Genomic DNA, 23,184 nt, shown 5'->3' with positions numbered 1-23,184 from the left:
GGAAGAAAACGATGTTCGGAAAATTGACACTGGATGCAGTCCCGTTCCATGAACCTATCGTCATGGTTACGATCGCTGCCATTATCGTCGGGGGTCTGGCGCTTTTAGCCTTGATCACTTACTTCGGTAAGTGGACCTACCTATGGAAAGAGTGGCTTACTTCGGTTGACCACAAGCGTCTTGGCATCATGTATGTCATCGTCGCAATTGTTATGTTGATACGCGGCTTTGCCGACGCCATCATGATGCGTAGCCAGCAGGCGCTGGCTTCTGCGGGTGAAGCGGGCTTCCTGCCGCCGCATCACTACGATCAGATCTTCACCGCTCACGGCGTGATCATGATCTTCTTCGTGGCAATGCCATTCGTTATCGGTCTGATGAACCTGGTGGTTCCGTTGCAGATCGGCGCGCGTGACGTTGCGTTCCCGTTCCTGAACAACCTGAGCTTCTGGTTCACCGTTGTCGGCGTTATCCTGGTTAACCTGTCTCTGGGCGTTGGTGAGTTCGCGCAGACCGGCTGGCTGGCTTATCCGCCGCTCTCGGGAATAGAGTACAGTCCGAGTGTCGGGGTCGATTACTGGATCTGGAGTCTCCAGCTATCCGGTATCGGTACGACGCTGACCGGTATCAACTTCTTCGTGACGATTCTGAAGATGCGTGCGCCGGGCATGACCATGTTCAAGATGCCGGTATTTACCTGGGCATCGCTGTGCGCGAACATCCTGATTATCGCCTCCTTCCCAATTCTGACTGTCACCATCGCGCTGCTGACCCTGGATCGCTATCTGGGCACCCATTTCTTTACCAACGATATGGGCGGCAACATGATGATGTACATCAACCTGATTTGGGCCTGGGGCCACCCGGAAGTGTACATCCTGGTTCTGCCGGTCTTCGGGGTGTTCTCCGAAATCGCCGCAACCTTCTCGCGTAAACGCCTGTTTGGTTACACCTCGCTGGTTTGGGCGACCGTGTGTATCACCGTTCTGTCGTTCATCGTTTGGCTGCACCACTTCTTCACCATGGGTGCGGGCGCGAACGTAAACGCCTTCTTCGGTATTACCACGATGATTATCGCAATCCCGACCGGGGTTAAGATCTTCAACTGGCTGTTCACCATGTACCAGGGGCGTATCGTCTTCCACTCAGCGATGCTGTGGACGATCGGCTTTATCGTGACCTTCTCGGTCGGCGGTATGACTGGCGTTCTGCTGGCGGTTCCGGGCGCGGACTTCGTTCTGCACAACAGCCTGTTCCTGATTGCGCACTTCCATAACGTTATCATCGGCGGTGTGGTCTTCGGGTGCTTCGCCGGTATGACCTACTGGTGGCCAAAAGCGTTCGGCTTCACGCTGAACGAGACCTGGGGTAAACGCGCATTCTGGTTCTGGATCATCGGCTTCTTCGTGGCGTTTATGCCGCTGTACGTGCTGGGCTTCATGGGGATGACCCGTCGTCTCAGCCAGCAGATTGACCCGCAGTTCCATCCAATGCTGCTGATTGCCGCCTGTGGCGCCGCGCTGATTGCACTGGGCATCCTGTGCCAGCTGATTCAGATCTTCGTTTCTATTCGCGACCGCGAGCAGAACCGCGACCTGACCGGCGACCCGTGGGGCGCGCGTACGCTGGAGTGGGCAACCTCTTCTCCGCCTCCGTTCTATAACTTTGCCGTTGTGCCGCACGTTCACGAACGTGATGCCTTCTGGGAAATGAAAGAAAAAGGCGAAGCGTACAAACAGCCTGCGCATTATGAAGAAATTCATATGCCGAAAAACAGCGGTGCGGGCATCGTTATCGCCGCCTTCTCCACTATTTTTGGTTTCGCCATGATCTGGCATATCTGGTGGCTGGCGATTGCAAGCTTCGCAGGCATGATCATCAGCTGGATTGTTAAGAGCTTTGACGAGGACGTGGACTACTACGTACCAGTCCCGGAAGTCGAAAAACTGGAAAACCAGCATTTCGATGAGATTTCTAAGGCAGGGCTGAAAAATGGCAACTGATACTTTAGCGCAAACGCACGCGACTGCCCACGCGCACGAACACGGGCACGAACACGGGCACCACGATGCAGGCCAGACCAAAATCTTCGGATTCTGGATCTACCTGATGAGCGACTGCATTCTGTTCTCTATTCTGTTCGCAACCTATGCCGTTCTGGTGAACGGCACCGCAGGCGGCCCGACAGGTAAGGACATTTTTGAACTGCCGTTCGTTCTGGTTGAAACTTTCCTGCTGTTGTTCAGCTCCATCACCTACGGCATGGCGGCTATCGCCATGCACAAGGATAACAAGAGCCAGGTTGTCTCCTGGCTGGCGTTGACCTTCTTGTTCGGTGCCGGATTTATCGGGATGGAAATCTACGAATTCCATCACCTGATTGTTGAAGGCATGGGCCCGGATCGCAGCGGCTTCCTGTCTGCGTTCTTCGCGCTGGTCGGTACGCACGGTCTGCACGTCACCTCCGGTCTTATCTGGATGGCGGTGCTGATGGTGCAGATCGCCCGTCGCGGCCTGACCAGCACTAACCGTACCCGCATCATGTGCCTGAGCCTGTTCTGGCACTTCCTGGATGTGGTGTGGATCTGTGTGTTCACTGTTGTTTATCTGATGGGGGCGATGTAATGAGTCATTCTACCGATCACAGCGGCGCGTCCCACGGCAGCGTAAAAACCTACATGACAGGTTTTATTCTGTCGATCATCCTGACGGTCATTCCGTTCTGGATGGTGATGACGGGTACAGGTTCCCCGGCCGTGATTCTGGGGACTATCCTGGCGATGGCAGTGGTGCAGATTCTGGTGCATCTGGTGTGCTTCCTGCACATGAATACGAAATCTGACGAAGGCTGGAACATGACGGCCTTTGTCTTTACCGTGCTGATCATTGCCATTCTGGTGGTGGGCTCCATCTGGATTATGTGGAACCTGAACTACAATATGATGATGCACTAAGAGCGGCGGTTATGATGTTTAAGCAATACCTGCAAGTAACGAAACCAGGCATCATCTTTGGCAACCTGATCTCGGTGATTGGGGGATTCCTGTTGGCTTCTAAAGGCAGCATCGACTATCCCCTGTTTATCTATACGCTGGTCGGGGTGTCACTGGTTGTGGCGTCGGGTTGTGTATTTAACAACTACATCGACAGGGATATCGACAGGAAGATGGAAAGGACCAAGAATCGGGTGCTGGTCAAAGGCCTGATTTCTCCTGCTGTCTCGCTGGTGTACGCCACCTTGCTGGGTATTGCTGGCTTTATGCTGCTGTGGTTTGGCGCGAATCCTCTGGCCTGCTGGCTGGGGGGGATGGGCTTCGTGGTGTATGTCGGCATTTATAGTCTGTACATGAAACGCCACTCCGTTTACGGCACGCTGATTGGTTCTCTCTCCGGCGCTGCGCCGCCGGTGATTGGCTACTGCGCCGTAACGGGCGAATTCGACAGCGGCGCGCTGATTCTGCTGGCGATCTTTAGCCTGTGGCAGATGCCGCACTCTTACGCTATCGCGATTTTCCGCTTCAAGGATTATCAGGCTGCCAACATTCCGGTTCTGCCGGTGGTGAAAGGCATCTCGGTGGCGAAGAACCATATCACGCTGTACATCATCGCCTTTGCCGTTGCGACGCTGATGCTCTCCCTGGGCGGCTATGCCGGATATAAATATCTGGTGGTCGCGGCAGCCGTGAGCGTCTGGTGGCTCGGAATGGCCCTGCGCGGTTACAAAGTGGAAGATGACAAAGTCTGGGCGCGTAAGCTGTTCGGCTTTTCCATCATCGCCATCACTGCGTTAAGCGTGATGATGTCCGTCGACTTTATGGTGCCGGACTCGCACAGCCTGCTGGCTTCGGTCTGGTAACACCCGCCCCGCAACAAATCTTCTGCCGGATAGTGGCTTACGCCTTATCCGGCATTTTATTGCCTGATAAAATCCCCCTCACAAACGCAACATTTGTTCATTAAGCACGTATTTACCCCACCCGTTTACCGCTTTACACTAGTCGCGGATTTTATACAGAGGTGGGAATGAACGATTACAAAATGACGCCGGGTGAGTTGCGCGCCACCTGGGGTTTAGGGACTGTATTTTCTTTGCGCATGCTTGGCATGTTTATGGTCCTGCCGGTTCTGACCACCTATGGTATGGCGCTTCAGGGCGCCAGCGAAGCCTTGATCGGCATTGCTATCGGTATTTACGGCCTGGCGCAAGCCGTTTTCCAGATCCCCTTTGGGTTACTCTCAGACCGAGTCGGGCGTAAGCCGTTGATTATCGGCGGTCTGGCCGTGTTCGTGCTGGGTAGCGTGATCGCCGCGCTGTCTGACTCCATCTGGGGGATTATTCTTGGCCGCGCGCTACAAGGTTCTGGCGCAATCGCCGCCGCCGTCATGGCGCTGCTGTCTGACTTAACCCGCGAGCAAAACCGAACCAAAGCGATGGCGTTTATCGGCGTCAGTTTTGGTATTACCTTCGCTATTGCGATGGTGCTTGGGCCGATCGTCACCCACAAACTGGGGCTGAACGCCCTGTTCTGGATGATTGCCGCACTCGCCGCGCTCGGCATCGCCCTGACCATTTGGGTTGTCCCCAACAGCACAACCCACGTATTGAACCGTGAATCCGGCATGGTGAAAGGCAGTTTCAGCAAAGTGCTGGCCGAACCGAAGCTGTTGAAGCTTAACTTCGGCATCATGTGTCTGCATATTCTGCTGATGTCGACCTTCGTCGCCCTCCCCGGCCAGCTTGCCGCTGCCGGTTTCCCCGCCGCCGAACACTGGAAGATTTATCTGGTCACAATGCTGATCTCATTTGGCTCCGTAGTCCCGTTCATTATCTACGCCGAAGTCAAACGCCGGATGAAGCGGGTCTTTCTGCTGTGCGTCGCGTTGATACTGATTGCCGAAGTCGTGCTGTGGGGCGCAGGCGTGCACTTCTGGGGGTTAATTGCCGGGGTACAGCTGTTCTTCCTCGCTTTTAACCTGATGGAAGCCCTCCTCCCCTCGCTGATCAGCAAAGAGTCTCCTGCCGGTTATAAGGGCACCGCGATGGGCGTTTACTCCACCAGCCAGTTCCTCGGCGTCGCGATTGGCGGCTCGCTGGGCGGCTGGGTGAATGGTCTGTTCGGCGGTCAGGCGGTATTTCTGGCTGGCGCATTGTTGACCGTCGTCTGGCTGGCGATAGCAAGTACGATGAAAGAACCGCCGTATGTCAGCAGCTTACGCGTGGAAATTCCGCCGGAGATTGCCGCCGATAACGCGCTGAAACAGCGTCTGCTGGCGACTGAAGGTGTGAGTGAGGTGTTGATCGCAGAGAAAGAGCATTCCGCCTATGTGAAGATCGACAGCAAAGTGACCAACCGTTTTGAGGTTGAGCAGGCGATCAGGCTGGCGTGAGAAGTGCTGGATGGCGGCTACCGCCTTATCCGGCCTACAAGACCGCATTGTCCGTAGGCCGGATAAGCGCAGCGCCATCAGGCATCACAACTTAATCGCGGAAGTTTTTGAACTGGAACGGCTGTCCCAAATCCCCGCCGCGCACCAGCGCCATGACGGATTGCAGATCGTCACGGGATTTTCCGGTCACACGGATCTCTTCCCCCTGAATTTGCGCCTGCACTTTCAGCTTGCTGTCTTTAATCAGCTTCACGATCTTCTTCTGAACCGCGCTTTCAATGCCCTGCTTCAGCTTCGCTTCCACAAACCAGGTTTTACCGCTGTGGACGAACGCTTCCGGCACATCCAGCGAACTGCCTTCAATGCCGCGCTTGAGCAGCTTCGCGCGCAGAATATCCAGTAGCTGATTCACCTGGAAATCCGATTCGCTCAGTACTTTGATGGTTTTGTTCGCGTCGTTTAATTCAAACGTGGCCTCAACGCCACGAAAATCAAAGCGTGATTCAACTTCGCGAGTCGCATTATCTACTGCGTTACGCGCTTCCTGAAGATCGACTTCAGAGACAATATCGAAAGATGGCATCTTTTCCTCTCCCTTCGTTTTTGATGCGAAGCATAATACCCGTAACGAGACATAACGAGAAGCTTAGCTGATGGCGCTATACTTAGGCCATAACACCTGGCGCTGTTGCAGGTGAGGAGGAACAATGAAAATTACCGTACTGGGATGCGGAGCCTTAGGGCAACTTTGGCTTACAGCGCTGCGCAAACATGGACATGAAGTACAGGGTTGGCTGCGCGTACCGCAACCCTATTGCAGCGTGAATCTGATAGAGACGGACGGTTCAATATTTAACGAATCCCTGACGGCGAACGATCCTGATTTTCTGGCCAACAGCGATCTGCTGCTGGTCACGCTGAAAGCCTGGCAGGTCTACGATGCCGTAAGAGGTCTGGTCGCCACTCTGCCTGAAACCACGCCGATCCTGCTGATTCACAACGGGATGGGCACAATCGAAGAGTTGCAAAACATCCCGCAGCCGTTACTGATGGGCACCACGACGCATGCCGCCAGACGCGACGGGAATGTCATCATTCATGTCGCCAACGGCACTACCCATATTGGCCCGGCGCGCGAGCAGGACGGGGATTACAGCTATCTGGCCGATATTTTGCAGGGCGTGCTGCCTGACGTCGCCTGGCACAACAACATTCGCGCAGAGATGTGGCGCAAACTGGCGGTAAACTGTGTGATTAATCCCCTTACCGCGCTATGGGACTGCCCCAACGGCGAATTACGCCACCACCCGGAAGCGGTAATGGCGATATGTCAGGAGGTCGCTGCGGTTATCGAGCGCGAAGGACACCATACGTCGGCGGACGATTTACGTTATTATGTCGATCAAGTGATTGAGAGTACGGCAGAAAATATCTCGTCTATGTTGCAGGACATGCGTGCCCTGCGTCATACCGAGATCGACTATATTACGGGTTATTTGTTAAAACGCGCCCGCGCGCATGGCATCGCCGTCCCGGAAAATGCCCGTCTGTTTGAAATGGTAAAGCGAAAGGAGAGTGAGTATGAGCGCATCGGCACTGGTATGCCTCGCCCCTGGTAGTGAAGAGACCGAAGCGGTCACCACTATCGATCTGCTGGTTCGTGGCGGTATTCAGGTCACGACCGCGAGCGTCGCCAGCGACGGAAATCTCACCATTGTCTGTTCGCGTGGAGTAAAACTGCTGGCGGATGCGCCGCTGGTCGAGGTGGCCGACGGCGATTACGACATCATTGTATTGCCTGGCGGCATTAAGGGCGCGGAGTGTTTTCGCGACAGCCCGTTGCTGGTCGAAACCGTTAAGCAGTTCCACCGTTCCGGGCGTATTGTCGCCGCGATTTGCGCAGCGGCCGCCACGGTTCTCGTTCCGCACGATATCTTTCCCATCGGCAATATGACCGGCTTCCCGGCGTTGAAAGACAACATTCCCGCCGAACAGTGGCAGGATAAACGTGTGGTGTGGGACCCGCGCGTGAAGCTGCTGACCAGCCAGGCGCCAGGAACGTCGATTGACTTCGGACTGAAAATTATCGATCTGCTGGTTGGCCGTGAAAAAGCCCATGAAGTGGCGTCACAGCTGGTGATGGCGGCGGGAATTTATAATTACTACGAATAGCGCCGGATGGCGGTGCGTAGGCCGGATAAGGCGGTTACGCCGTCATCCGGCAATACGTTGCGCCTGATAGCGCGATGCATATCAGGCCTGTAATCGTGCTAACAATTACGGACGATACACCTTCACATTCTGGAAGCCCTGCTCACGCAGATAGAGCGCCTGCAAACGGCTCATCACGCCGCGTTCACACCACAGCAGCCAGGTTTTGCTCTGGTCGAGATCGCCAAACTTCGTGCTCAGCTTGTAGAACGGCAGAGAAACCACATCCACGCCTTCGATTTTCAGCGGTTTGTCATCCTGCTCATCAACGGAGCGAATATCCAGAATCACGTCGTTCGGGCCAAAGCCGCTGACGGTTTCCACTTCCACCACGTCCTGCCCGGTCTGCTGGGCGATTTCGCGAATATCGACATTGCTCGCTTCCTCAACCACTTTATCGAGAATGCTAAAGTCGAAGTGCTCTTCTTCCGCTTCAATCTTCGCCTTAATCGCTTTCACCGTCGGGCTTTTCGAGATAACGCCGCAGTATTCCGGCATCGTGCGGGCAAAATCTTCCGTACCAATCTGGCGCGCCAGGTTGATGATGTGCTCTTTGTCATAAGAGATCAGCGGGCGCAGGATCAGCGTATCGGAAACGTTGTCGATAAGACGCAGGTTAGTCAGCGTCTGGCTGGAAACCTGCCCCAGCGCTTCCCCCGTCACCAGCGCCTGTACGCCGTAGCGCTCCGCCACTTTCGACGCCGCGCGCACCATCATACGCTTCAGCACCACGCCCATCTGACCGTCATCGACTTTTTCGAGGATCTCGCCGACCACCGGTTCAAAGTTGATGGCGACAAAACGCACGCGATGCGAACTGCCAAAGCGGTTCCACAGGTAATGCGCCACCTGACGAACACCGATTTCATGCGCCGCGCCGCCGAGGTTAAAGAAGCAGTAGTGTACGCGGCAGCCGCGACGCATCAGCATATAGCTGGAAACGCCGGAGTCAAAACCGCCGGAGATCAGCGACAGGACATCTTCCTGGGTGCCGATCGGGAAACCGCCGATACCTTCGTAACGGCCTTTAATCAGCAGCAGACGATCGTCTTCCACTTCCAGGTGTACCGTCACATCCGGGTTGGTCAGCTTCACGCGCGCCGATTCAATATGCTGATTTAAACCGCCGCCGACGTAACGTTCCACCTCAATGGAGCTAAACTCATGCTTACCACGACGTTTAACGCGCACACAGAAGGTTTTGCCCTCAAGCCGATCGCGATACTGCACCAGCGCTTTCTCAAAGATATCGTGCATATCAGTGAACGGCACATCTTCGACTTCGAGAATATGGTGGATGCCCGGAATACGGGTCAGCGCGTCGCGAATCGCCAGGCGTTGATTTTCATCTTTGGCGCGAACTTCAATGTTATCCCAGTGGCGAACAACGGCGAGGGTCTCATCGTAGTGCTTTAACACGTTACGGATGTTCCCGGTCAGAATTTTTATAAAGCGCAAACGCACAGATTGGCTTTTGATAGTGATTTCCGGGAACAATTTAATGATAAACTTCATGGCGGCAATGGTTCTTAAGCAAGCATCAAGGCTTGTCGTGGAGAAAAGAGTACAGCAGCCCATACATGAAGCTGCATCCAGGCGCGGAAGTATACCACCATCATGGTCGTCCTGTGCACATTGCGCGTTATTTGATAATTGCTCTGAGTCCGTTACCATATCAGAGCTGAAAATATTGAGAGTCAGATATTCATTATGCCGAAGAAAAATGAGGCGCCCGCCAGCTTTGAAACAGCGCTGAGCGAGCTGGAACAGATTGTTACCCGTCTGGAAAGCGGCGACCTGCCGCTGGAAGAGGCGCTGAACGAATTTGAACGTGGCGTGCAGCTGGCGCGTCAGGGGCAGGCAAAGTTGCAACAGGCCGAACAGCGTGTGCAGATTCTGCTGTCTGACAATGAAGATGCATCTCCTGAGCCTTTTACACCGGATAATGAGTAAATGGACTTTTCGCAGCAGCTACAGTCCTGCGTCGAGCAGGCCAACCAGGCGCTGAGCCGTTTTATCGCACCACTGCCCTTTCAGAACACTCCCGTGGTCGAAACCATGCAGTATGGCGCATTATTAGGCGGTAAACGTCTGCGCCCGTTCCTGGTTTACGCAACGGGCAGGATGTTTGGCGTAAGCCTGCCCACGCTGGATGCCCCGGCAGCCGCCGTTGAGTGCATTCACGCTTATTCGTTGATTCATGACGATTTACCCGCGATGGACGACGACGACCTGCGTCGCGGTCTGCCGACCTGCCACGTCAAATTTGGCGAAGCGAATGCCATTCTGGCCGGAGATGCCCTGCAAACGCTGGCGTTTTCTATCATCAGCGATGCCCCGATGCCGGAAGTGGCCGACCGCGACCGCATTGCTATGATTTCTGAACTGGCGAACGCCAGCGGCATCGCCGGAATGTGCGGTGGCCAGGCGTTGGATCTTGATGCCGAAGGGAAACGGGTGCCGCTGGAGGCGCTGGAGCGTATCCATCGTCATAAAACGGGCGCGCTGATTCGCGCTGCGGTTCGTCTTGGCGCGCTAAGTGCCGGAGAAAACGGACGAAACGCCTTGCCGATACTCGATAAGTACGCAGAAAGTATCGGCCTTGCCTTCCAGGTCCAGGATGACATTCTGGATGTGGTGGGCGATACTGCAACGTTGGGTAAACGTCAGGGTGCTGACCAGCAACTTGGCAAAAGTACCTACCCTGCACTTCTGGGCCTTGAGCAAGCCCGGAATAAAGCCCGGGATCTGATCGAAGACGCCCGCCAGTCGTTAACGCAGCTGGCAGACCTCTCACTCGATACCTCGGCACTGGAAGCGCTAGCGGACTACATAATCCAGCGTGATAAATAAACAAACAACAAGTCTTACTTAATAGGCCTCTGATGAGTTTTGATATAGCCAAATACCCGACCCTGGCACTGGTCGACTCCACTTCGGAGTTACGCCTGCTACCAAAAGAGAGTCTGCCGAAACTCTGCGACGAACTGCGCCGCTATTTACTCGACAGCGTCAGTCGTTCCAGCGGACATTTCGCCTCCGGGCTGGGCACGGTGGAGCTCACCGTGGCGCTGCACTATGTCTATAACACCCCGTTTGACCAGTTAATCTGGGACGTGGGGCATCAGGCTTATCCGCACAAAATTCTCACCGGGCGTCGTGATAAAATAGGCACCATTCGTCAGAAAGGCGGTTTGCACCCCTTCCCGTGGCGCGGTGAAAGCGAATACGACGTACTGAGCGTCGGCCACTCCTCTACCTCCATTAGCGCAGGTATTGGCATTGCGGTCGCCGCAGAAAAAGAAGGCAAAGACCGTCGCACCGTTTGCGTCATTGGCGACGGGGCGATCACCGCCGGGATGGCGTTCGAAGCGATGAACCACGCGGGCGATATCAAGCCGGACATGCTGGTCATTCTCAACGACAACGAAATGTCGATCTCGGAAAACGTCGGCGCGCTGAACAACCACCTGGCGCAGCTGCTTTCCGGCAAGCTCTACTCGTCCCTGCGTGAAGGCGGGAAGAAAGTGTTCTCCGGCGTGCCGCCTATCAAAGAGCTGCTCAAACGCACCGAAGAACATATCAAAGGCATGGTCGTGCCAGGCACGCTGTTTGAAGAGCTGGGCTTTAACTATATCGGCCCGGTCGATGGTCACGACGTGCTGGGGCTGATTACCACGCTGAAGAACATGCGCGATCTGAAAGGCCCGCAGTTCCTGCATATCATGACCAAAAAAGGTCGTGGCTATGAACCGGCGGAAAAAGATCCGATCACCTTCCACGCGGTGCCAAAATTCGATCCGTCCAGCGGCTGCCTGCCAAAAAGCAGCGGCGGCCTGCCGAGCTATTCAAAGATCTTCGGCGACTGGCTGTGCGAAACCGCCGCCAAAGACAGCAAGCTGATGGCAATCACCCCGGCAATGCGCGAAGGTTCCGGCATGGTGGAGTTTTCACGTAAATTCCCCGACCGCTACTTTGACGTGGCGATTGCCGAGCAGCATGCAGTGACCTTTGCCGCCGGTCTGGCGATCGGTGGTTATAAGCCGATCGTGGCGATCTACTCCACCTTCCTGCAACGCGCCTACGATCAGGTGCTGCATGACGTCGCGATCCAAAAACTGCCGGTAATGTTTGCTATCGACCGCGCCGGTATCGTCGGCGCTGACGGGCAGACGCACCAGGGCGCGTTCGATCTCTCTTACCTGCGCTGCATCCCGGAAATGGTCATTATGACGCCGAGCGATGAAAACGAGTGCCGCCAGATGCTGTACACCGGCTATCACTATAACGATGGCCCAACGGCAGTGCGTTATCCGCGTGGCAACGCCGTTGGCGTGGAACTGACGCCGCTGGAAAAACTGCCGATCGGCAAAGGACTCGTCAAACGTCAGGGTGAAAAACTGGCGATTCTGAACTTTGGTACGCTACTGCCGGAAGCGGCAAAAGTCGCCGAATCCCTGAACGCGACCTTAGTCGATATGCGCTTTGTGAAGCCGCTGGATGAAACGTTGATTCTGGAGATGGCTGAGCGTCACGAAGCGCTGATCACGCTTGAAGAGAACGCCATTATGGGCGGCGCAGGCAGCGGCGTTAACGAAGTGCTGATGGCGCATCGTAAAGTCGTTCCGGTACTGAATATCGGCCTGCCGGACTTCTTTATCCCGCAGGGTACACAGGACGAGGCCCGCGCGGAACTCGGTCTGGATGCCGCCGGAATTGAGGCCAAAATCAAGGACTGGCTGGCATAATCCCCTCCCCGCTCCTGCTATGCTTAATCAATAACGGGTATAACAGGAGCGGAACAATGCAATACAACACCTTAGGAAAAACAGATCTACGGGTTTCTCGCCTTTGTCTGGGCTGCATGACGTTCGGTGAACCGGATCGCGGCAATCACGCCTGGACGCTACCGGAAGAAAGCAGCCGCCCCATCATTAAGCGCGCGCTTGAAGGCGGTATTAACTTTTTTGATACCGCCAATAGCTATTCCGCAGGCAGCAGCGAAGAGATTGTGGGTCGCGCGCTGCGTGATTTCGCCCGCCGCGAAGAGGTGGTGGTCGCCACCAAAGTTTTTCATCGCGTCGGCGACCTGCCAGAAGGATTATCCCGCGCGCAAATCCTGCGTTCCATTGATGACAGTCTGAAACGTCTGGGTATGGACTATGTGGATATCCTGCAAATTCACCGCTGGGATTACAACACGCCGATAGAAGAGACGCTGGAAGCGCTGAATGATGTGGTGAAGGCCGGTAAGGCGCGCTATATCGGCGCCTCCTCCATGCACGCCGCACAGTTTGCCCAGGCGCTGGCGCTGCAAAAACAGCACGGCTGGGCGCAGTTTGTCAGTATGCAGGATCATTACAATCTCATCTATCGCGAAGAAGAGCGCGAGATGCTGCCGCTGTGCTATCACGAAGGGATCGCGGTGATTCCGTGGAGCCCGCTGGCACGAGGACGACTGACGCGCCCGTGGGGAGAAGCCACCGCACGTTCGGTATCCGATGAGTTCGGCAAGACGCTGTACAGCGAGAGCGATGAGAATGACGCACGGATTGCAGAGCGTCTGACGGGCGTCAGTGAGGATCTTGGCGCAACGCGTGCGCAGGTGGCGCTGGCATGGCTATTGAGTAAACCAGGCATCGCTGCGCCGATTATCGGTACATCGCGGGAAGAACAGCTGGATGAGTTGCTCGGCGCGGTGGATTTGACGTTGAAGCCAGAGCAGATTGCCGAGCTGGAAACGCCGTATAAACAGCATCCGGTGGTCGGGTTTAAATAATATTGCCCGATGAGCATGTAGGCCGGATAAGGCATGTATGCCGCCATCCGGCCTACAGGTTTAAAACAACCCGATGGGCCAATGGTGCCCAATGAAATAAAGCAGACCGGCGGAAATAACCCCTGCGACGATATCGTCAACCATTATTCCCATTCCGCCGTGTACGTTACGGTCGAACCAGCGAATCGGCCAGGGTTTCCACATATCCAGAATACGGAAAATCACAAATCCGGCGGCAACCCACTGCCAGTCCATCGTAGGGAGCGCCATCAGGGTGATCCACATCCCGATAAACTCATCCCAGACAATGCTACCGTGATCGTGAACGCCCATATCCTTCGCCGTTCGGTGGCAAAGATAAACGCCAATACAGATCCCCAACATCACCACCAGCGAGTAGAGCTGCCAGGGCAGAAATGTCATCAGATACCAGAATGGGATCGCCGCTAACGACCCCATTGTTCCCGGAATAATCGGGCTGAGGCCGCTGCCAAACCCGGTAGCCAGCAAGTGCCACGGGTTACGCAGGCTCAGCCGACTTTTGGCAACATCTTTATGGCGTGGCAAAATGGTCATATCCTTTCCAGTCAAAAGTGACAGGCTTTCCGTCACGCATGAAGCTGATGCCTTCCACATCCGCACTCATTTGTCCGATGCAGGTAAACGGTACGCCAAGATTCCCCAGCGCCACATCCAGCGCGCCACGGTTCAACTCCGGTACAGTGAAGCATAATTCATAATCTTCACCGCCGGAAAGCGCCCAGCGCAGCGCCTGCCCGGGATCAACATGACGGGTAACCGCCTCAGAATACCGCAGCGCATCCACATCCACCCGCGCGCCACAGCCGCTGGCGTTAACGATATGCCGCAAATCAGAAATCAGGCCATCGGAAAGATCGATCGCCGCATTCGCCAGGTCGCGCAGAGCTTGCCCCTGCAAAATACGCGGCGTCGGGCGCAGGTGCCGCTTAATCAAGTAGTCTGCGTCTTTCGCATCCGCCACCTGTAAGCGATGTTGTAAAATCGCCAGCCCAGCGGCGCTGTCCCCCGGCGTGCCGGTGATGTAAATCCTGTCGCCAGGTTTTGCCCCGGAACGCTTGAGCGCGCGTCCCACGGGCACATAGCCATGAATACCCAGCGTCATCGACAGCGGCCCACGCGTGGTGTCGCCGCCAATCAGCTGCATATCGTAGTAATTCAGCAGGTCAAACAGGCTGTCGCTAAACGCTTCCAGCCACGCTTCGTCAACGTCCGGCAGCGTCAGGGCCAGCGTCAGCCAGGCCGGATCGGCCCCCATCGCCGCCAGATCGCTTAAGTTAACCGCCAGCGCTTTCCAGGCCAGATCGGCAGGATCGATATCAGTCAGGAAATGGTTGCCCGCCACCAGCGTATCGGTACTGATCGCCAGCGTCTGTTTTTCAGGAATATTCAGGAGAGCGCAATCGTCACCGATACCGGTTTCGACGTCGAGACGAGAGCTTCTAACACGGTCAAAATAACGGGCAATCAGGGAGAACTCGCCGCATGCCATACGTTATGCCTCAGCAGAAAAAAAGAAAAGGCCGGAGATAGCGGGAATATATCCCGCCACCAGCCGACCTGGAGATTACTTTTTGTTGGGGCGAATCACAGGTGCTGCTTTGTCCAGTACGCCGTTGACGAACTTGTGGCTGTCTTCGGCGCCGAAGGTCTTCGCCAGTTCAATCGCTTCGTTGATGGCCACTTTATATGGCACATCGCTACGTTTAGACAGTTCAAACAGCGCAATACGCAGCACAGCTTTTTCTACCTGACCCAGCTCTTCCAGCAGACGAGACAGGTACGGTTTCATCAATCCGTCCAGGTACGCGCTGTTAGTCGCCACCCCGGACAGCAGTTCACGGAAATACAGAACGTCGACATCTTTTACGTCCTGTTCCGCCAGGAACTGGTATTCAACATCAGCGATGTCGTTCTGGGACAACTGCCAGGAGTAGAGCGCCTGAACGGCACACTCACGAGCGCGGCGACGAGCAGCAGGTTTCACGGATTTCCCCTTACAAAAATCAGGCCTTGATGGCTTTCAATACATTAATCATTTCAAGCGCGGTCAGTGCGGCTTCCGCACCTTTGTTGCCAGCTTTAGTGCCAGCACGTTCGATGGCTTGTTCAATACTTTCAGTGGTCAGAACACCAAAGGCTACCGGGATTTCGCTGTCCTGGGCGACGTGCGCCAGGCCGTTGCTTGCACCGCCAGCCACATATTCAAAGTGCGCGGTACCGCCACGAATCACTGTACCCAGCGCAATCACCGCGTCATATTTACCGGTTTTTGCCAATGCGCCAGCCGCCAGCGGCAGTTCATACGCGCCAGGAACCCAAACCACGGTAATATTTTCATCTTTTACCTGACCAATACGCTTCAGGGCGTCAATCGCGCCTTCCAGCAGGCTGTCATTGATAAAATTGTTGAAACGCGCAATGGTGATGGCGACGCGAGCGTCCGGGGTAGCAACGTTAGCTTCAATAATGTTCATATTCTTCCTTCGGGTTCGATATGGCCCCGCAGGGGGGCGGATTTTATCATAATACTCGACGCGCCGCTTCTCTATTTCGAAGCCTTTACGCGGGAATCAAATGCAGGCAAACATCCGGGCCTACATGGCGTATCTCGTTGAATTTAAAATGGGGTGCCTCGCTCAGTTTCTCAAGCCCCGGCAGCACACATAATCCTCGCGCATCACTTCCTAACAGTTTAGGCGCAACATAGACGATAAGCTCGTCCACCACGCCCGCCTGCAACAGCGCGCCCGCAAGCACTGGCCCGGCCTCCACCCAGATGCTGTTAATCTGCTGTTTACCTAACAGCATCATCAGCACCACCAGATCCAGATGACCGTTATGCTCCGGCACCCGCAGGCTGCGAACCGTCTCAGGCCAGATGCGGGAATCGTCCTGTGTACGGGCAAACCAGGTTTCTCCCGGCTGCTGCACAATACGGTGCTCCGGCGTCACGCGGTTTTGGCTGTCGAGGACAATGCGAATCGGCTGACGCAGGTTTTCCTGCGGATAGAGAGTCTGGGTTGAGGTATCCAGTTCAGGCCACCGAACCGTTAACGCCGGGTCGTCGGCCAGCACCGTCGCGCTGCTGGTCAGAATCGCATGGCTTTGCGCCCGTAAACGCTGCACATCGCGCCGCGCCTGCGGGGAGGTAATCCACTGGCTTTCACCGCTGGCCATCGCCGTGCGGCCATCCAGCGATGCGCCGAGCTTGAGCTGCACATACGGGAAGCCGGTGCGCATCCGCTTGAGGAAACCTTTGTTCAGCTGTTCCGTTTCGCTCATCATCAGCCCGTGGCTGACGTCGATCCCCGCCTGCTGCAAACGGTACAGCCCACGTCCCGCGACCTGCGGATTGGGGTCCTGCATCGCCGCAACGACCCGCGCCACGCCAGCGGCAATCAACGCATCGCAGCACGGCGGCGTACGGCCATGATGGCTGCACGGTTCAAGCGTGACATACGCGGTCGCGCCTTTGGCTTTGTCTCCCGCCATACGCAGCGCATGGACTTCAGCATGCGGTTCACCCGCGCGATGATGGTAGCCTTCGCCAACGATTTCGCCATCTTTGACGATCACACAGCCTACATTCGGGTTCGGGTGCGTGGTGAAACGCCCGCGCTGCGCCAGCTTCAGCGCACGCGCCATGTAAAACTCATCCAGCATGGCTTAATCCTGTAGGCGAGCAATCTCTTCGCCGAATTCTTTGATGTCTTCGAAACTCCGATAGACGGAGGCAAAGCGGATGTAAGCCACTTTATCGAGCTTTTTCAGTTGCTCCATCACCAGGTTGCCAATCATTTTGCTGGGAACTTCGCGTTCCCCGGTGGCTCGCAGCTGTGATTTGATGTGATTCAACGCCATTTCGACGTCATCAGAGCTGACAGGGCGTTTTTCCAGCGCTCTTAGCATACCGCTGCGCAACTTCTCTTCGTTGAAAGGTTCACGCACATCGTTACTTTTCACTACGCGCGGCATAACAAGCTCTGCCACTTCAAAGGTAGTGAAACGTTCATTACAGACCAGACACTGCCGACGGCGGCGTACGGAAGAGCCCTCACCCACGAGACGAGAGTCAATAACCTTAGTGTCTACGGCGAAACAGAATGGGCAATGCATACGGCGTCCTGACCAGGTGGTTAACAGAAATCTATTTTACCCTGAACTGGCGCGACAACAAAGGCGGAGCACTTTTGAGACAAAGGATCGATACCTTACGCCCCTTTGCGATCTACCATTAGGGTATCGCGACCATGAAGGAAATAATCTACATGACAAGACGTTACCTAAGAATTCTCCTGGTGGGAAGCCTCTTTAGCCTGAGCGCCTGCGCGCAGCAGAGCGAAGTTCGCCAGATGAACCAAAGCGTCAGCACGCTGAATACGGAAATGGCGCAGTTAAACCAGGAAACCGTGAAGATTACTCAGCAAAATATGTTGAATGCGAAATCCACCAGCGGGGTCTACCTGCTGCCGGGTTCAAAAACGCCTGCCCGCCTGAACAGCCAGATCGGTACGCTGCGTATGTCCCTGGTGAATACCGCGCCCAATGCCGACGGCACGCGCGTGACGCTGCGCATTCAGGGTGAGTCCAACGATCCGTTACCGGCGTTTAGCGGTACTGTCGAATACGGGCAGATTCAGGGCACCACGGATAACTATCAGGAAGTGAATGTCCAGAATCAACTGATTAACGCCCCGGCCAGCATCCTGGCGCCGAGCGATGTGGACATCCCGTTACAATTAAATGGATTAACGCCCGACCAGTTAGGTTTTGTCCGCGTTCACGATATCCAGCCTGTTAATCAATAAACCTCCGGCGGAGCGTTTTGTGCGTTCCGCAACATCCCCCCCCCTGCTTTTTGTTACTCCCCTGACATCACCGCAATTTTTGCTAAAAGTTGGCAACATTCATGAAAGTCAGTACAATCGCCGCGCTTAAAGTACGCAAACGTGAACGCAATCGATTACGTAGATGATAGATCTGTGAAACAAGACATATTTTTGTGAGCAATGATTTCTATAATAGGCTCCGCAGAAACACGAAATATTTAGAAACGCAAATTGCGCCTTTTTCATTCCCTTCAAGGGATTTCAAACAGTGGCATACAATATGAAAAAAACATTACTTGCAGCCGGTGCAGTGCTGGCGCTCTCATCGTCCTTTACTGTTAACGCAGCAGAAAATGACAAACCGCAATACCTTTCAGACTGGTGGCACCAGAGCGTTAACGTCGTAGGCAGCTACCATACCCGTTTCGGACCGCAGCTCCGTAACGATACCTATCTGGAATATGAAGCATTCGCGAAAAAAGACTGGTTCGATTTCTACGGCTATATGGATGCGCCGGTATTCTTCGGCGGTAACACCAACGCGAAGGGTATCTGGAACCACGGTTCCCCGCTGTTCATGGAAATTGAACCGCGTTTCTCTATCGACAAACTGACCGGAGCCGACCTGAGCTTTGGCCCGTTCAAAGAGTGGTATTTCGCTAACAACTACATCTATGACATGGGTCGTAACAAGTCTGGCCGTCAGAGCACCTGGTACATGGGTCTGGGTACTGACATCGAAACCGGTCTGCCGATGAGCCTGTCTCTGAACGTCTATGCGAAGTACCAGTGGCAGAACTACCTGGCTGATAACGAAAACGAGTGGGATGGCTACCGTTTCAAAGTGAAATACTTCGTGCCACTCACCGAGCTGTGGGGCGGCAACCTGAGCTACATCGGTTTCACTAACTTTGACTGGGGCTCCGATCTGGGCGACTCTCAGTACCGTACCAGCAACTCTATCGCATCCAGCCACATCCTGGCGCTGAACTACGATCACTGGCACTACTCTGTGGTGGCTCGTTACTTCCATAACGGCGGACAGTGGGAAAACGGCGCTCAGCCGGTATGGCAATCCGAAACGGTTAAAGCTACCGGTTGGGGTGGCTACCTGGTTGTCGGTTACAACTTCTAAGCGGTTTATTTGCCGCCCGGCCAGCACAGCGCCGGGCACAGAAAGAGCACCGAACGCGCAACGCGCCGGTGCTTTTTTATTTCTTCTGATCCATCATCGCTTTCAGATTAGCGAAAGGGTTATGCATCGCAGCGCCGACATCTTTCTGCGCATCCTCCCCGGCAATAACGGTTGAGCCATACTGATCGGCTTCGGTATATTTCGAATGCTCATGATCGTGACAGTACAGACACAGCAACTCCCAGTTACTGCCGTCTTCCGGGTTATTGGTGTGGTCGTGATCGATATGATGGACGGTTAATTCGCGCAGGTTAGAATAAACAAATTCGCGAGAGCATCGCCCGCATACCCACGGAAATAATTTGAGCGCCTTTTCACGATAGCCGTTTTCCAGCCGCGTATAGTTTTTAGGGATAATCGCCATAGTGACTCTGTATCTGCGTTGAATGTAGGGTTATGAGCAAGTTTAACACTCTGCGTACCCCATTGCCCGTGAAGGATGCAGAAGCCCGCTTAACCACAGGCTTTTTTAGCGATAAAAAAATCCCGGCCATGCGACCGGGATTCCAGTAATAACGTGACTGCGTGATTAAGGCAGAATAGACGGCTGATCCGCCCCTTCTTTCTCAACTTTCTGCTGCAACATATGCTCGCGCTTCATGCCCAGCTTCAGCGCCAGCGCCGAGGCCACGTAGATCGACGATGCCGTACCGATAGAAACACCGATCAGCATGGTCAGAGAGAAGCCTTCCAGTACCGGACCACCGAAGAGGTACAGCATCAGAATCACCACTAACGTCGTCCCGGAGGTGATCAACGTACGGTGCAGCGTCTGGGTCAACGACACGTTAAAGATTTCGTAAGGCGTCCCGCGACGAATTTTGCGGAAGTTTTCACGAATACGGTCAGATACCACGATACTGTCGTTCAGCGAGTAACCGATAACCGACATCAACGATGCAACGATCGTCAGGTCGATCTCAATATGGAACAACGACAGAATCCCTAAGGTGATAATCACGTCGTGCGCCAGCGCGATAACCACCCCCGCCGCCAGTCGCCACTCAAAGCGGAAACCGACATAAATGAGGATAGAGATCAGCGCGACAATCAGCGCCATCGCACCGGTTTGCGCCAGATCGGCGCCCACGCTCGGCCCGACAAACTCAATACGCTTCACGGCGGCGTTCTGGCTGGTGGCTTCGTTAATGACACTCAGCACCTTGCTACCCAGCACCTGACCGCCGTCTTCACCTTCCGTCGGCGGCATACGCACCATAATGTCGTGGCTGCTACCGAAGTTCTGCAACAGCGGCTCGGCAAAGCCCGCTTTTTCCAGCGCATCGCGCATCACGTCCATTTCGGCCGGTTTTTCCAGCGTGATTTCGATAACCGTACCACCGGTAAAATCGAGACCCCAGTTAAAACCGCGCACGCCCATCACCACGATGGCCGCAATCAGCAGGAAGCCAGAGATGCCGAAAGCCCAGTAGTCCCAGCGCATAAAGTCATAGACTTTACGGCCGTGGTTCAATTGTTCAACAGTATATTCCTGTGCCACATCGCACTCCTCAGATTGACAGCTTGTTGATGCGTTTGCCGCCATACAACAGGTTTACGATGGCACGCGTACCGACAATCGCGGTAAACATCGACGTCGCCACACCGATACCGGTAGTAATCGCGAACCCTTTAATTGCCCCGGTGCCGACTGCGTACAGGATGATGACTTTAATCAGCGTGGTGATGTTCGCATCGAAGATGGAACTGAACGCGCCTTTATAACCTTCATCAATCGCCTGCTGAACCGTACGCCCGTTGCTCAACTCTTCTTTAATACGTTCGTTGATCAGTACGTTGGCGTCGACCGCCACCGCAAGGGTTAGCACGATACCGGCAATCCCCGGCATACTCAGCGTGGCCCCCGGCAGCAGCGACATGATACCGACAATCAATACCAGGTTGGCCACCAGCGCGCTTGTCGCAATCAGACCGAACTTCTTGTAGAAGAAGATCATGAACAGAATGGAGACCACCAGACCGGCCAGACACGCTTCCAGGCCCTGTTTGATGTTCTGCATACCCAGCGTCGGGCCGATAGTCCGTTCTTCAACAATCTGAATCGGCGCAATCAGCGCACCGGCGCGCAGCAGCAGAGAGAGCTGGCGGGCTTCGTTAGGGTTGTTGATACCGGTAATACGGAAGCTGTTGCCCAGGCGAGACTGGATGTTGGCGATGTTAATCACCTCTTCCTGCTTCACCAGTACCGCACGACCGTTGGCATCTTTCTTACCGCTGTCTTTGTACTCCACAAACAAGGTCGCCATCGGCTTGCCGATATTGTCTTTGGTGAAGTTAGACATGATGTTGCCACCTGCGCTATCCAGCGAGATGTTAACCTGCGGTTGGTTGTATTCGTCCTGGCTGGAAGTGGAGTCGGTGATATGATCACCGGTCAGGATCACGCGTTTGTACAGCACAACCGGCTGGCCTTCGCGCGTCTGTTTCACTTCCGAGTCACCGGGTACGCGCCCGGATGCCGCCGCAGACTGGTCAACGTTGGTGTTTACCAGACGGAATTCGAGGGTCGCGGTAGCGCCCAGGATCTCTTTCGCACGCGCGGTATCCTGAATACCCGGCAGCTCAACGACGATGCGATCCGCACCCTGACGCTGGACAACCGGCTCAGCCACGCCCAATTGGTTTACACGGTTACGCAGAATGTTGATGTTCTGCTGAACGGCATATTCACGCGCTTCGCTCAGACGCGCATCAGACATGACCGCACGCAGCACCGTATTGCCCTGGCTGGTAATCACCAGATCGCGGTGACGCCCGCTCAGATAAGAGATCGCTTCATCACGCGCTTTGTTATCGCGGAACGTGATGCTCAGACCGTAGTTATCTTCTTTGCGAACAGTGGTATAAGGAATGCCTTTTTCACGCAGGTCGCTGCGCAGGCTATCGATATTTTGCTCCTGAAGCTTACCTAACGCGGTGTCCATATCCACTTCCATCAGGAAGTGAACGCCGCCACGCAGGTCAAGGCCAAGTTTCATCGGCTCGGCTTTAATGGCCGCCAGCCAACGAGGCGTTGCCGGAGCAAGGTTAAGCGCCACGACGTATTTATCACCCAGCACGCCAACCAGCGCTTCACGGGCGCGCAGCTGGATGTCGGTGGTGTCGAAGCGCGCAAGAATAGCGCCCTCTTCCAGAGCCACAGACTTAGCGGTAATTTTTTCTTCTTGTAACGTTTTCTGGACCTGGATCAGCGTTTGCTCACTGGCGGCGACGCCGCGCGCGCCAGTGATTTGAACAGCCGGATCCTCACCATACAGGTTGGGAAGTGCGTAAAGCAGGCCGACGACAATCACGACGACCAGCATGATGTACTTCCACAAAGGATAACGGTTTAACACGGCAGTTCCCTTTGGGAAAACAATAGATTACAGCGCCTTCATAGTGCCTTTCGGCAGAACGGCAGCTACGAAGTCACGTTTGATAACCACTTCAGTGGTGTCATTCAGCGCGATAACGATGTAGCCGGATTCCGCTACTTTCGTTACGCGACCCACCAGGCCACCGTTAGTCAGCACTTCATCGCCTTTTGCGATGGAGCTCATCAGGTTTTTGTGTTCTTTGGTGCGCTTCTGCTGTGGACGCAGGATCATGAAGTAAAAAATCAGACCAAACACCACCAGCATCAAAATCAGAGACATCGGGCTGCCCTGCGCCGGAGCACCTGTTGCCGCTACCGCATCAGAAATAAAAAAGCTCATTAAATTTCCCTCATTATTAAA

General features: G+C 54.8%; 25 protein-coding genes. 13 read left to right on the top strand and 12 right to left on the bottom strand.

Annotated features, from left to right (window positions below; genetic code table 11):
- Positions 1-11: 11 nt before the first annotated feature.
- The 5 genes from cyoB (at position 12) to OGX81_RS04315 (ending at position 5,388) form a co-directional block, all read left to right on the top strand.
- Positions 12-2,003, top strand: a complete 1,992-nt coding sequence (gene cyoB / locus OGX81_RS04335; protein WP_012133551.1) for a cytochrome o ubiquinol oxidase subunit I — start codon at positions 12-14, stop codon at positions 2,001-2,003.
- Positions 1,993-2,625: a cytochrome o ubiquinol oxidase subunit III gene (locus OGX81_RS04330; protein ID WP_104868993.1), complete on the top strand. Its 633-nt coding sequence runs from the start codon at positions 1,993-1,995 to the stop codon at positions 2,623-2,625. Before cyoB ends, OGX81_RS04330 begins: the two co-directional genes overlap by 11 nt.
- Positions 2,625-2,954, top strand: a complete 330-nt coding sequence (locus OGX81_RS04325; protein WP_012133553.1) for a cytochrome o ubiquinol oxidase subunit IV — start codon at positions 2,625-2,627, stop codon at positions 2,952-2,954. Before OGX81_RS04330 ends, OGX81_RS04325 begins: the two co-directional genes overlap by 1 nt.
- A gap of 11 nt (positions 2,955-2,965) precedes the next feature.
- Positions 2,966-3,856, top strand: coding sequence for a heme o synthase (gene cyoE, locus OGX81_RS04320; RefSeq protein ID WP_104868994.1), 891 nt, complete (start codon positions 2,966-2,968; stop codon positions 3,854-3,856).
- Positions 3,857-4,023: 167 nt separating this feature from the next.
- The gene (locus tag OGX81_RS04315) at positions 4,024-5,388 is read left to right on the top strand and encodes an MFS transporter (RefSeq protein ID WP_104868995.1); all 1,365 of its coding nucleotides are present in this window, start codon (positions 4,024-4,026) and stop codon (positions 5,386-5,388) included.
- A gap of 91 nt (positions 5,389-5,479) precedes the next feature.
- Here the strand turns inward: OGX81_RS04315 and OGX81_RS04310 are convergent, their stop codons facing one another.
- Positions 5,480-5,971 (bottom strand): YajQ family cyclic di-GMP-binding protein, encoded by a 492-nt coding sequence (locus tag OGX81_RS04310; protein ID WP_012133556.1) that lies wholly within the window; start codon positions 5,969-5,971, stop codon positions 5,480-5,482.
- A 124-nt stretch (positions 5,972-6,095) separates the two neighbouring features.
- On the opposite strand from OGX81_RS04310, the gene panE reads away from it, so the two are divergent.
- Positions 6,096-7,007 (top strand): 2-dehydropantoate 2-reductase, encoded by a 912-nt coding sequence (gene panE / locus OGX81_RS04305; RefSeq protein ID WP_104868996.1) that lies wholly within the window; start codon positions 6,096-6,098, stop codon positions 7,005-7,007.
- Positions 6,970-7,560 (top strand): protein deglycase YajL, encoded by a 591-nt coding sequence (gene yajL, locus OGX81_RS04300; protein ID WP_012133558.1) that lies wholly within the window; start codon positions 6,970-6,972, stop codon positions 7,558-7,560. Before panE ends, yajL begins: the two co-directional genes overlap by 38 nt.
- 105 nt (positions 7,561-7,665) lie before the next feature.
- Here yajL and thiI read toward each other — a convergent pair whose 3' ends face one another.
- Positions 7,666-9,114, bottom strand: coding sequence for a tRNA uracil 4-sulfurtransferase ThiI (thiI, locus tag OGX81_RS04295; RefSeq protein WP_049008398.1), 1,449 nt, complete (start codon positions 9,112-9,114; stop codon positions 7,666-7,668).
- Between the two features lie 195 nt (positions 9,115-9,309).
- On the opposite strand from thiI, the gene xseB reads away from it, so the two are divergent.
- From xseB to yajO, 4 genes are read left to right on the top strand one after another with little or no spacing between them, the layout of a single operon-like run.
- Positions 9,310-9,552 carry an exodeoxyribonuclease VII small subunit gene (gene xseB, locus OGX81_RS04290; RefSeq protein ID WP_012133560.1) on the top strand — a complete coding sequence of 81 codons (243 nt, stop codon included), beginning with the start codon at positions 9,310-9,312 and terminating at the stop codon, positions 9,550-9,552.
- On the top strand, positions 9,553-10,452 hold the full coding sequence (ispA, locus tag OGX81_RS04285; RefSeq protein WP_104868997.1) for a (2E,6E)-farnesyl diphosphate synthase: 900 nt from the start codon (positions 9,553-9,555) through the stop codon (positions 10,450-10,452).
- A gap of 32 nt (positions 10,453-10,484) precedes the next feature.
- A complete protein-coding gene (gene dxs, locus OGX81_RS04280) occupies positions 10,485-12,347 on the top strand; it encodes a 1-deoxy-D-xylulose-5-phosphate synthase (protein ID WP_047458486.1) in 1,863 nt (620 codons plus the stop codon).
- Positions 12,348-12,403: 56 nt separating this feature from the next.
- Positions 12,404-13,378, top strand: a complete 975-nt coding sequence (gene yajO, locus OGX81_RS04275; RefSeq protein WP_104868998.1) for a 1-deoxyxylulose-5-phosphate synthase YajO — start codon at positions 12,404-12,406, stop codon at positions 13,376-13,378.
- A 60-nt stretch (positions 13,379-13,438) separates the two neighbouring features.
- Here yajO and pgpA read toward each other — a convergent pair whose 3' ends face one another.
- The 6 genes from pgpA to nrdR form a co-directional block, all read right to left on the bottom strand.
- Positions 13,439-13,954, bottom strand: a complete 516-nt coding sequence (gene pgpA / locus OGX81_RS04270) for a phosphatidylglycerophosphatase A (protein ID WP_012133564.1) — start codon at positions 13,952-13,954, stop codon at positions 13,439-13,441.
- The gene (gene thiL, locus OGX81_RS04265; RefSeq protein ID WP_012133565.1) at positions 13,932-14,909 is read right to left on the bottom strand and encodes a thiamine-phosphate kinase; all 978 of its coding nucleotides are present in this window, start codon (positions 14,907-14,909) and stop codon (positions 13,932-13,934) included. Before thiL ends, pgpA begins: the two co-directional genes overlap by 23 nt.
- A 75-nt stretch (positions 14,910-14,984) precedes the next feature.
- Entirely contained in the window at positions 14,985-15,404 is a 420-nt protein-coding gene (gene nusB / locus OGX81_RS04260) for a transcription antitermination factor NusB (protein ID WP_000801129.1), read from the bottom strand.
- A gap of 19 nt (positions 15,405-15,423) precedes the next feature.
- Positions 15,424-15,894, bottom strand: a complete 471-nt coding sequence (gene ribH / locus OGX81_RS04255; protein ID WP_001021161.1) for a 6,7-dimethyl-8-ribityllumazine synthase — start codon at positions 15,892-15,894, stop codon at positions 15,424-15,426.
- Between the two features lie 85 nt (positions 15,895-15,979).
- Positions 15,980-17,083, bottom strand: coding sequence for a bifunctional diaminohydroxyphosphoribosylaminopyrimidine deaminase/5-amino-6-(5-phosphoribosylamino)uracil reductase RibD (ribD, locus tag OGX81_RS04250; RefSeq protein WP_104868999.1), 1,104 nt, complete (start codon positions 17,081-17,083; stop codon positions 15,980-15,982).
- A 3-nt stretch (positions 17,084-17,086) separates the two neighbouring features.
- Entirely contained in the window at positions 17,087-17,536 is a 450-nt protein-coding gene (gene nrdR / locus OGX81_RS04245) for a transcriptional regulator NrdR (protein ID WP_012904816.1), read from the bottom strand.
- A gap of 152 nt (positions 17,537-17,688) precedes the next feature.
- Here nrdR and OGX81_RS04240 point away from each other — a divergent pair, with 152 nt between their 5' ends.
- Positions 17,689-18,228 carry a SadB/YajI family lipoprotein gene (locus tag OGX81_RS04240; protein WP_104869000.1) on the top strand — a complete coding sequence of 180 codons (540 nt, stop codon included), beginning with the start codon at positions 17,689-17,691 and terminating at the stop codon, positions 18,226-18,228.
- A 301-nt stretch (positions 18,229-18,529) separates the two neighbouring features.
- Entirely contained in the window at positions 18,530-19,384 is an 855-nt protein-coding gene (locus tag OGX81_RS04235) for a nucleoside-specific channel-forming protein Tsx (RefSeq protein ID WP_012133569.1), read from the top strand.
- A 76-nt stretch (positions 19,385-19,460) separates the two neighbouring features.
- Here the strand turns inward: OGX81_RS04235 and yajD are convergent, their stop codons facing one another.
- The 4 genes from yajD to yajC form a co-directional block, all read right to left on the bottom strand.
- Positions 19,461-19,808: an HNH nuclease YajD gene (yajD, locus tag OGX81_RS04230; protein WP_047458501.1), complete on the bottom strand. Its 348-nt coding sequence runs from the start codon at positions 19,806-19,808 to the stop codon at positions 19,461-19,463.
- A gap of 165 nt (positions 19,809-19,973) precedes the next feature.
- On the bottom strand, positions 19,974-20,945 hold the full coding sequence (secF, locus tag OGX81_RS04225) for a protein translocase subunit SecF (RefSeq protein ID WP_024130598.1): 972 nt from the start codon (positions 20,943-20,945) through the stop codon (positions 19,974-19,976).
- Positions 20,946-20,955: 10 nt separating this feature from the next.
- Entirely contained in the window at positions 20,956-22,803 is a 1,848-nt protein-coding gene (secD, locus tag OGX81_RS04220; RefSeq protein WP_048902403.1) for a protein translocase subunit SecD, read from the bottom strand.
- 27 nt (positions 22,804-22,830) lie between these two features.
- Positions 22,831-23,163 carry a preprotein translocase subunit YajC gene (yajC, locus tag OGX81_RS04215; protein WP_012133573.1) on the bottom strand — a complete coding sequence of 111 codons (333 nt, stop codon included), beginning with the start codon at positions 23,161-23,163 and terminating at the stop codon, positions 22,831-22,833.
- Between the last annotated feature and the right edge of the window lie 21 nt (positions 23,164-23,184).

The sequence above is a fragment of the Citrobacter sp. CK206 genome (assembly GCF_030333125.1).
In the GTDB taxonomy this organism is placed as follows: Bacteria; Pseudomonadota; Gammaproteobacteria; order Enterobacterales; family Enterobacteriaceae; genus Citrobacter_B; species Citrobacter_B koseri.
Note: the sequence above shows the minus strand (reverse complement) of the source record. Positions and strands in the feature narration are given on the sequence as shown.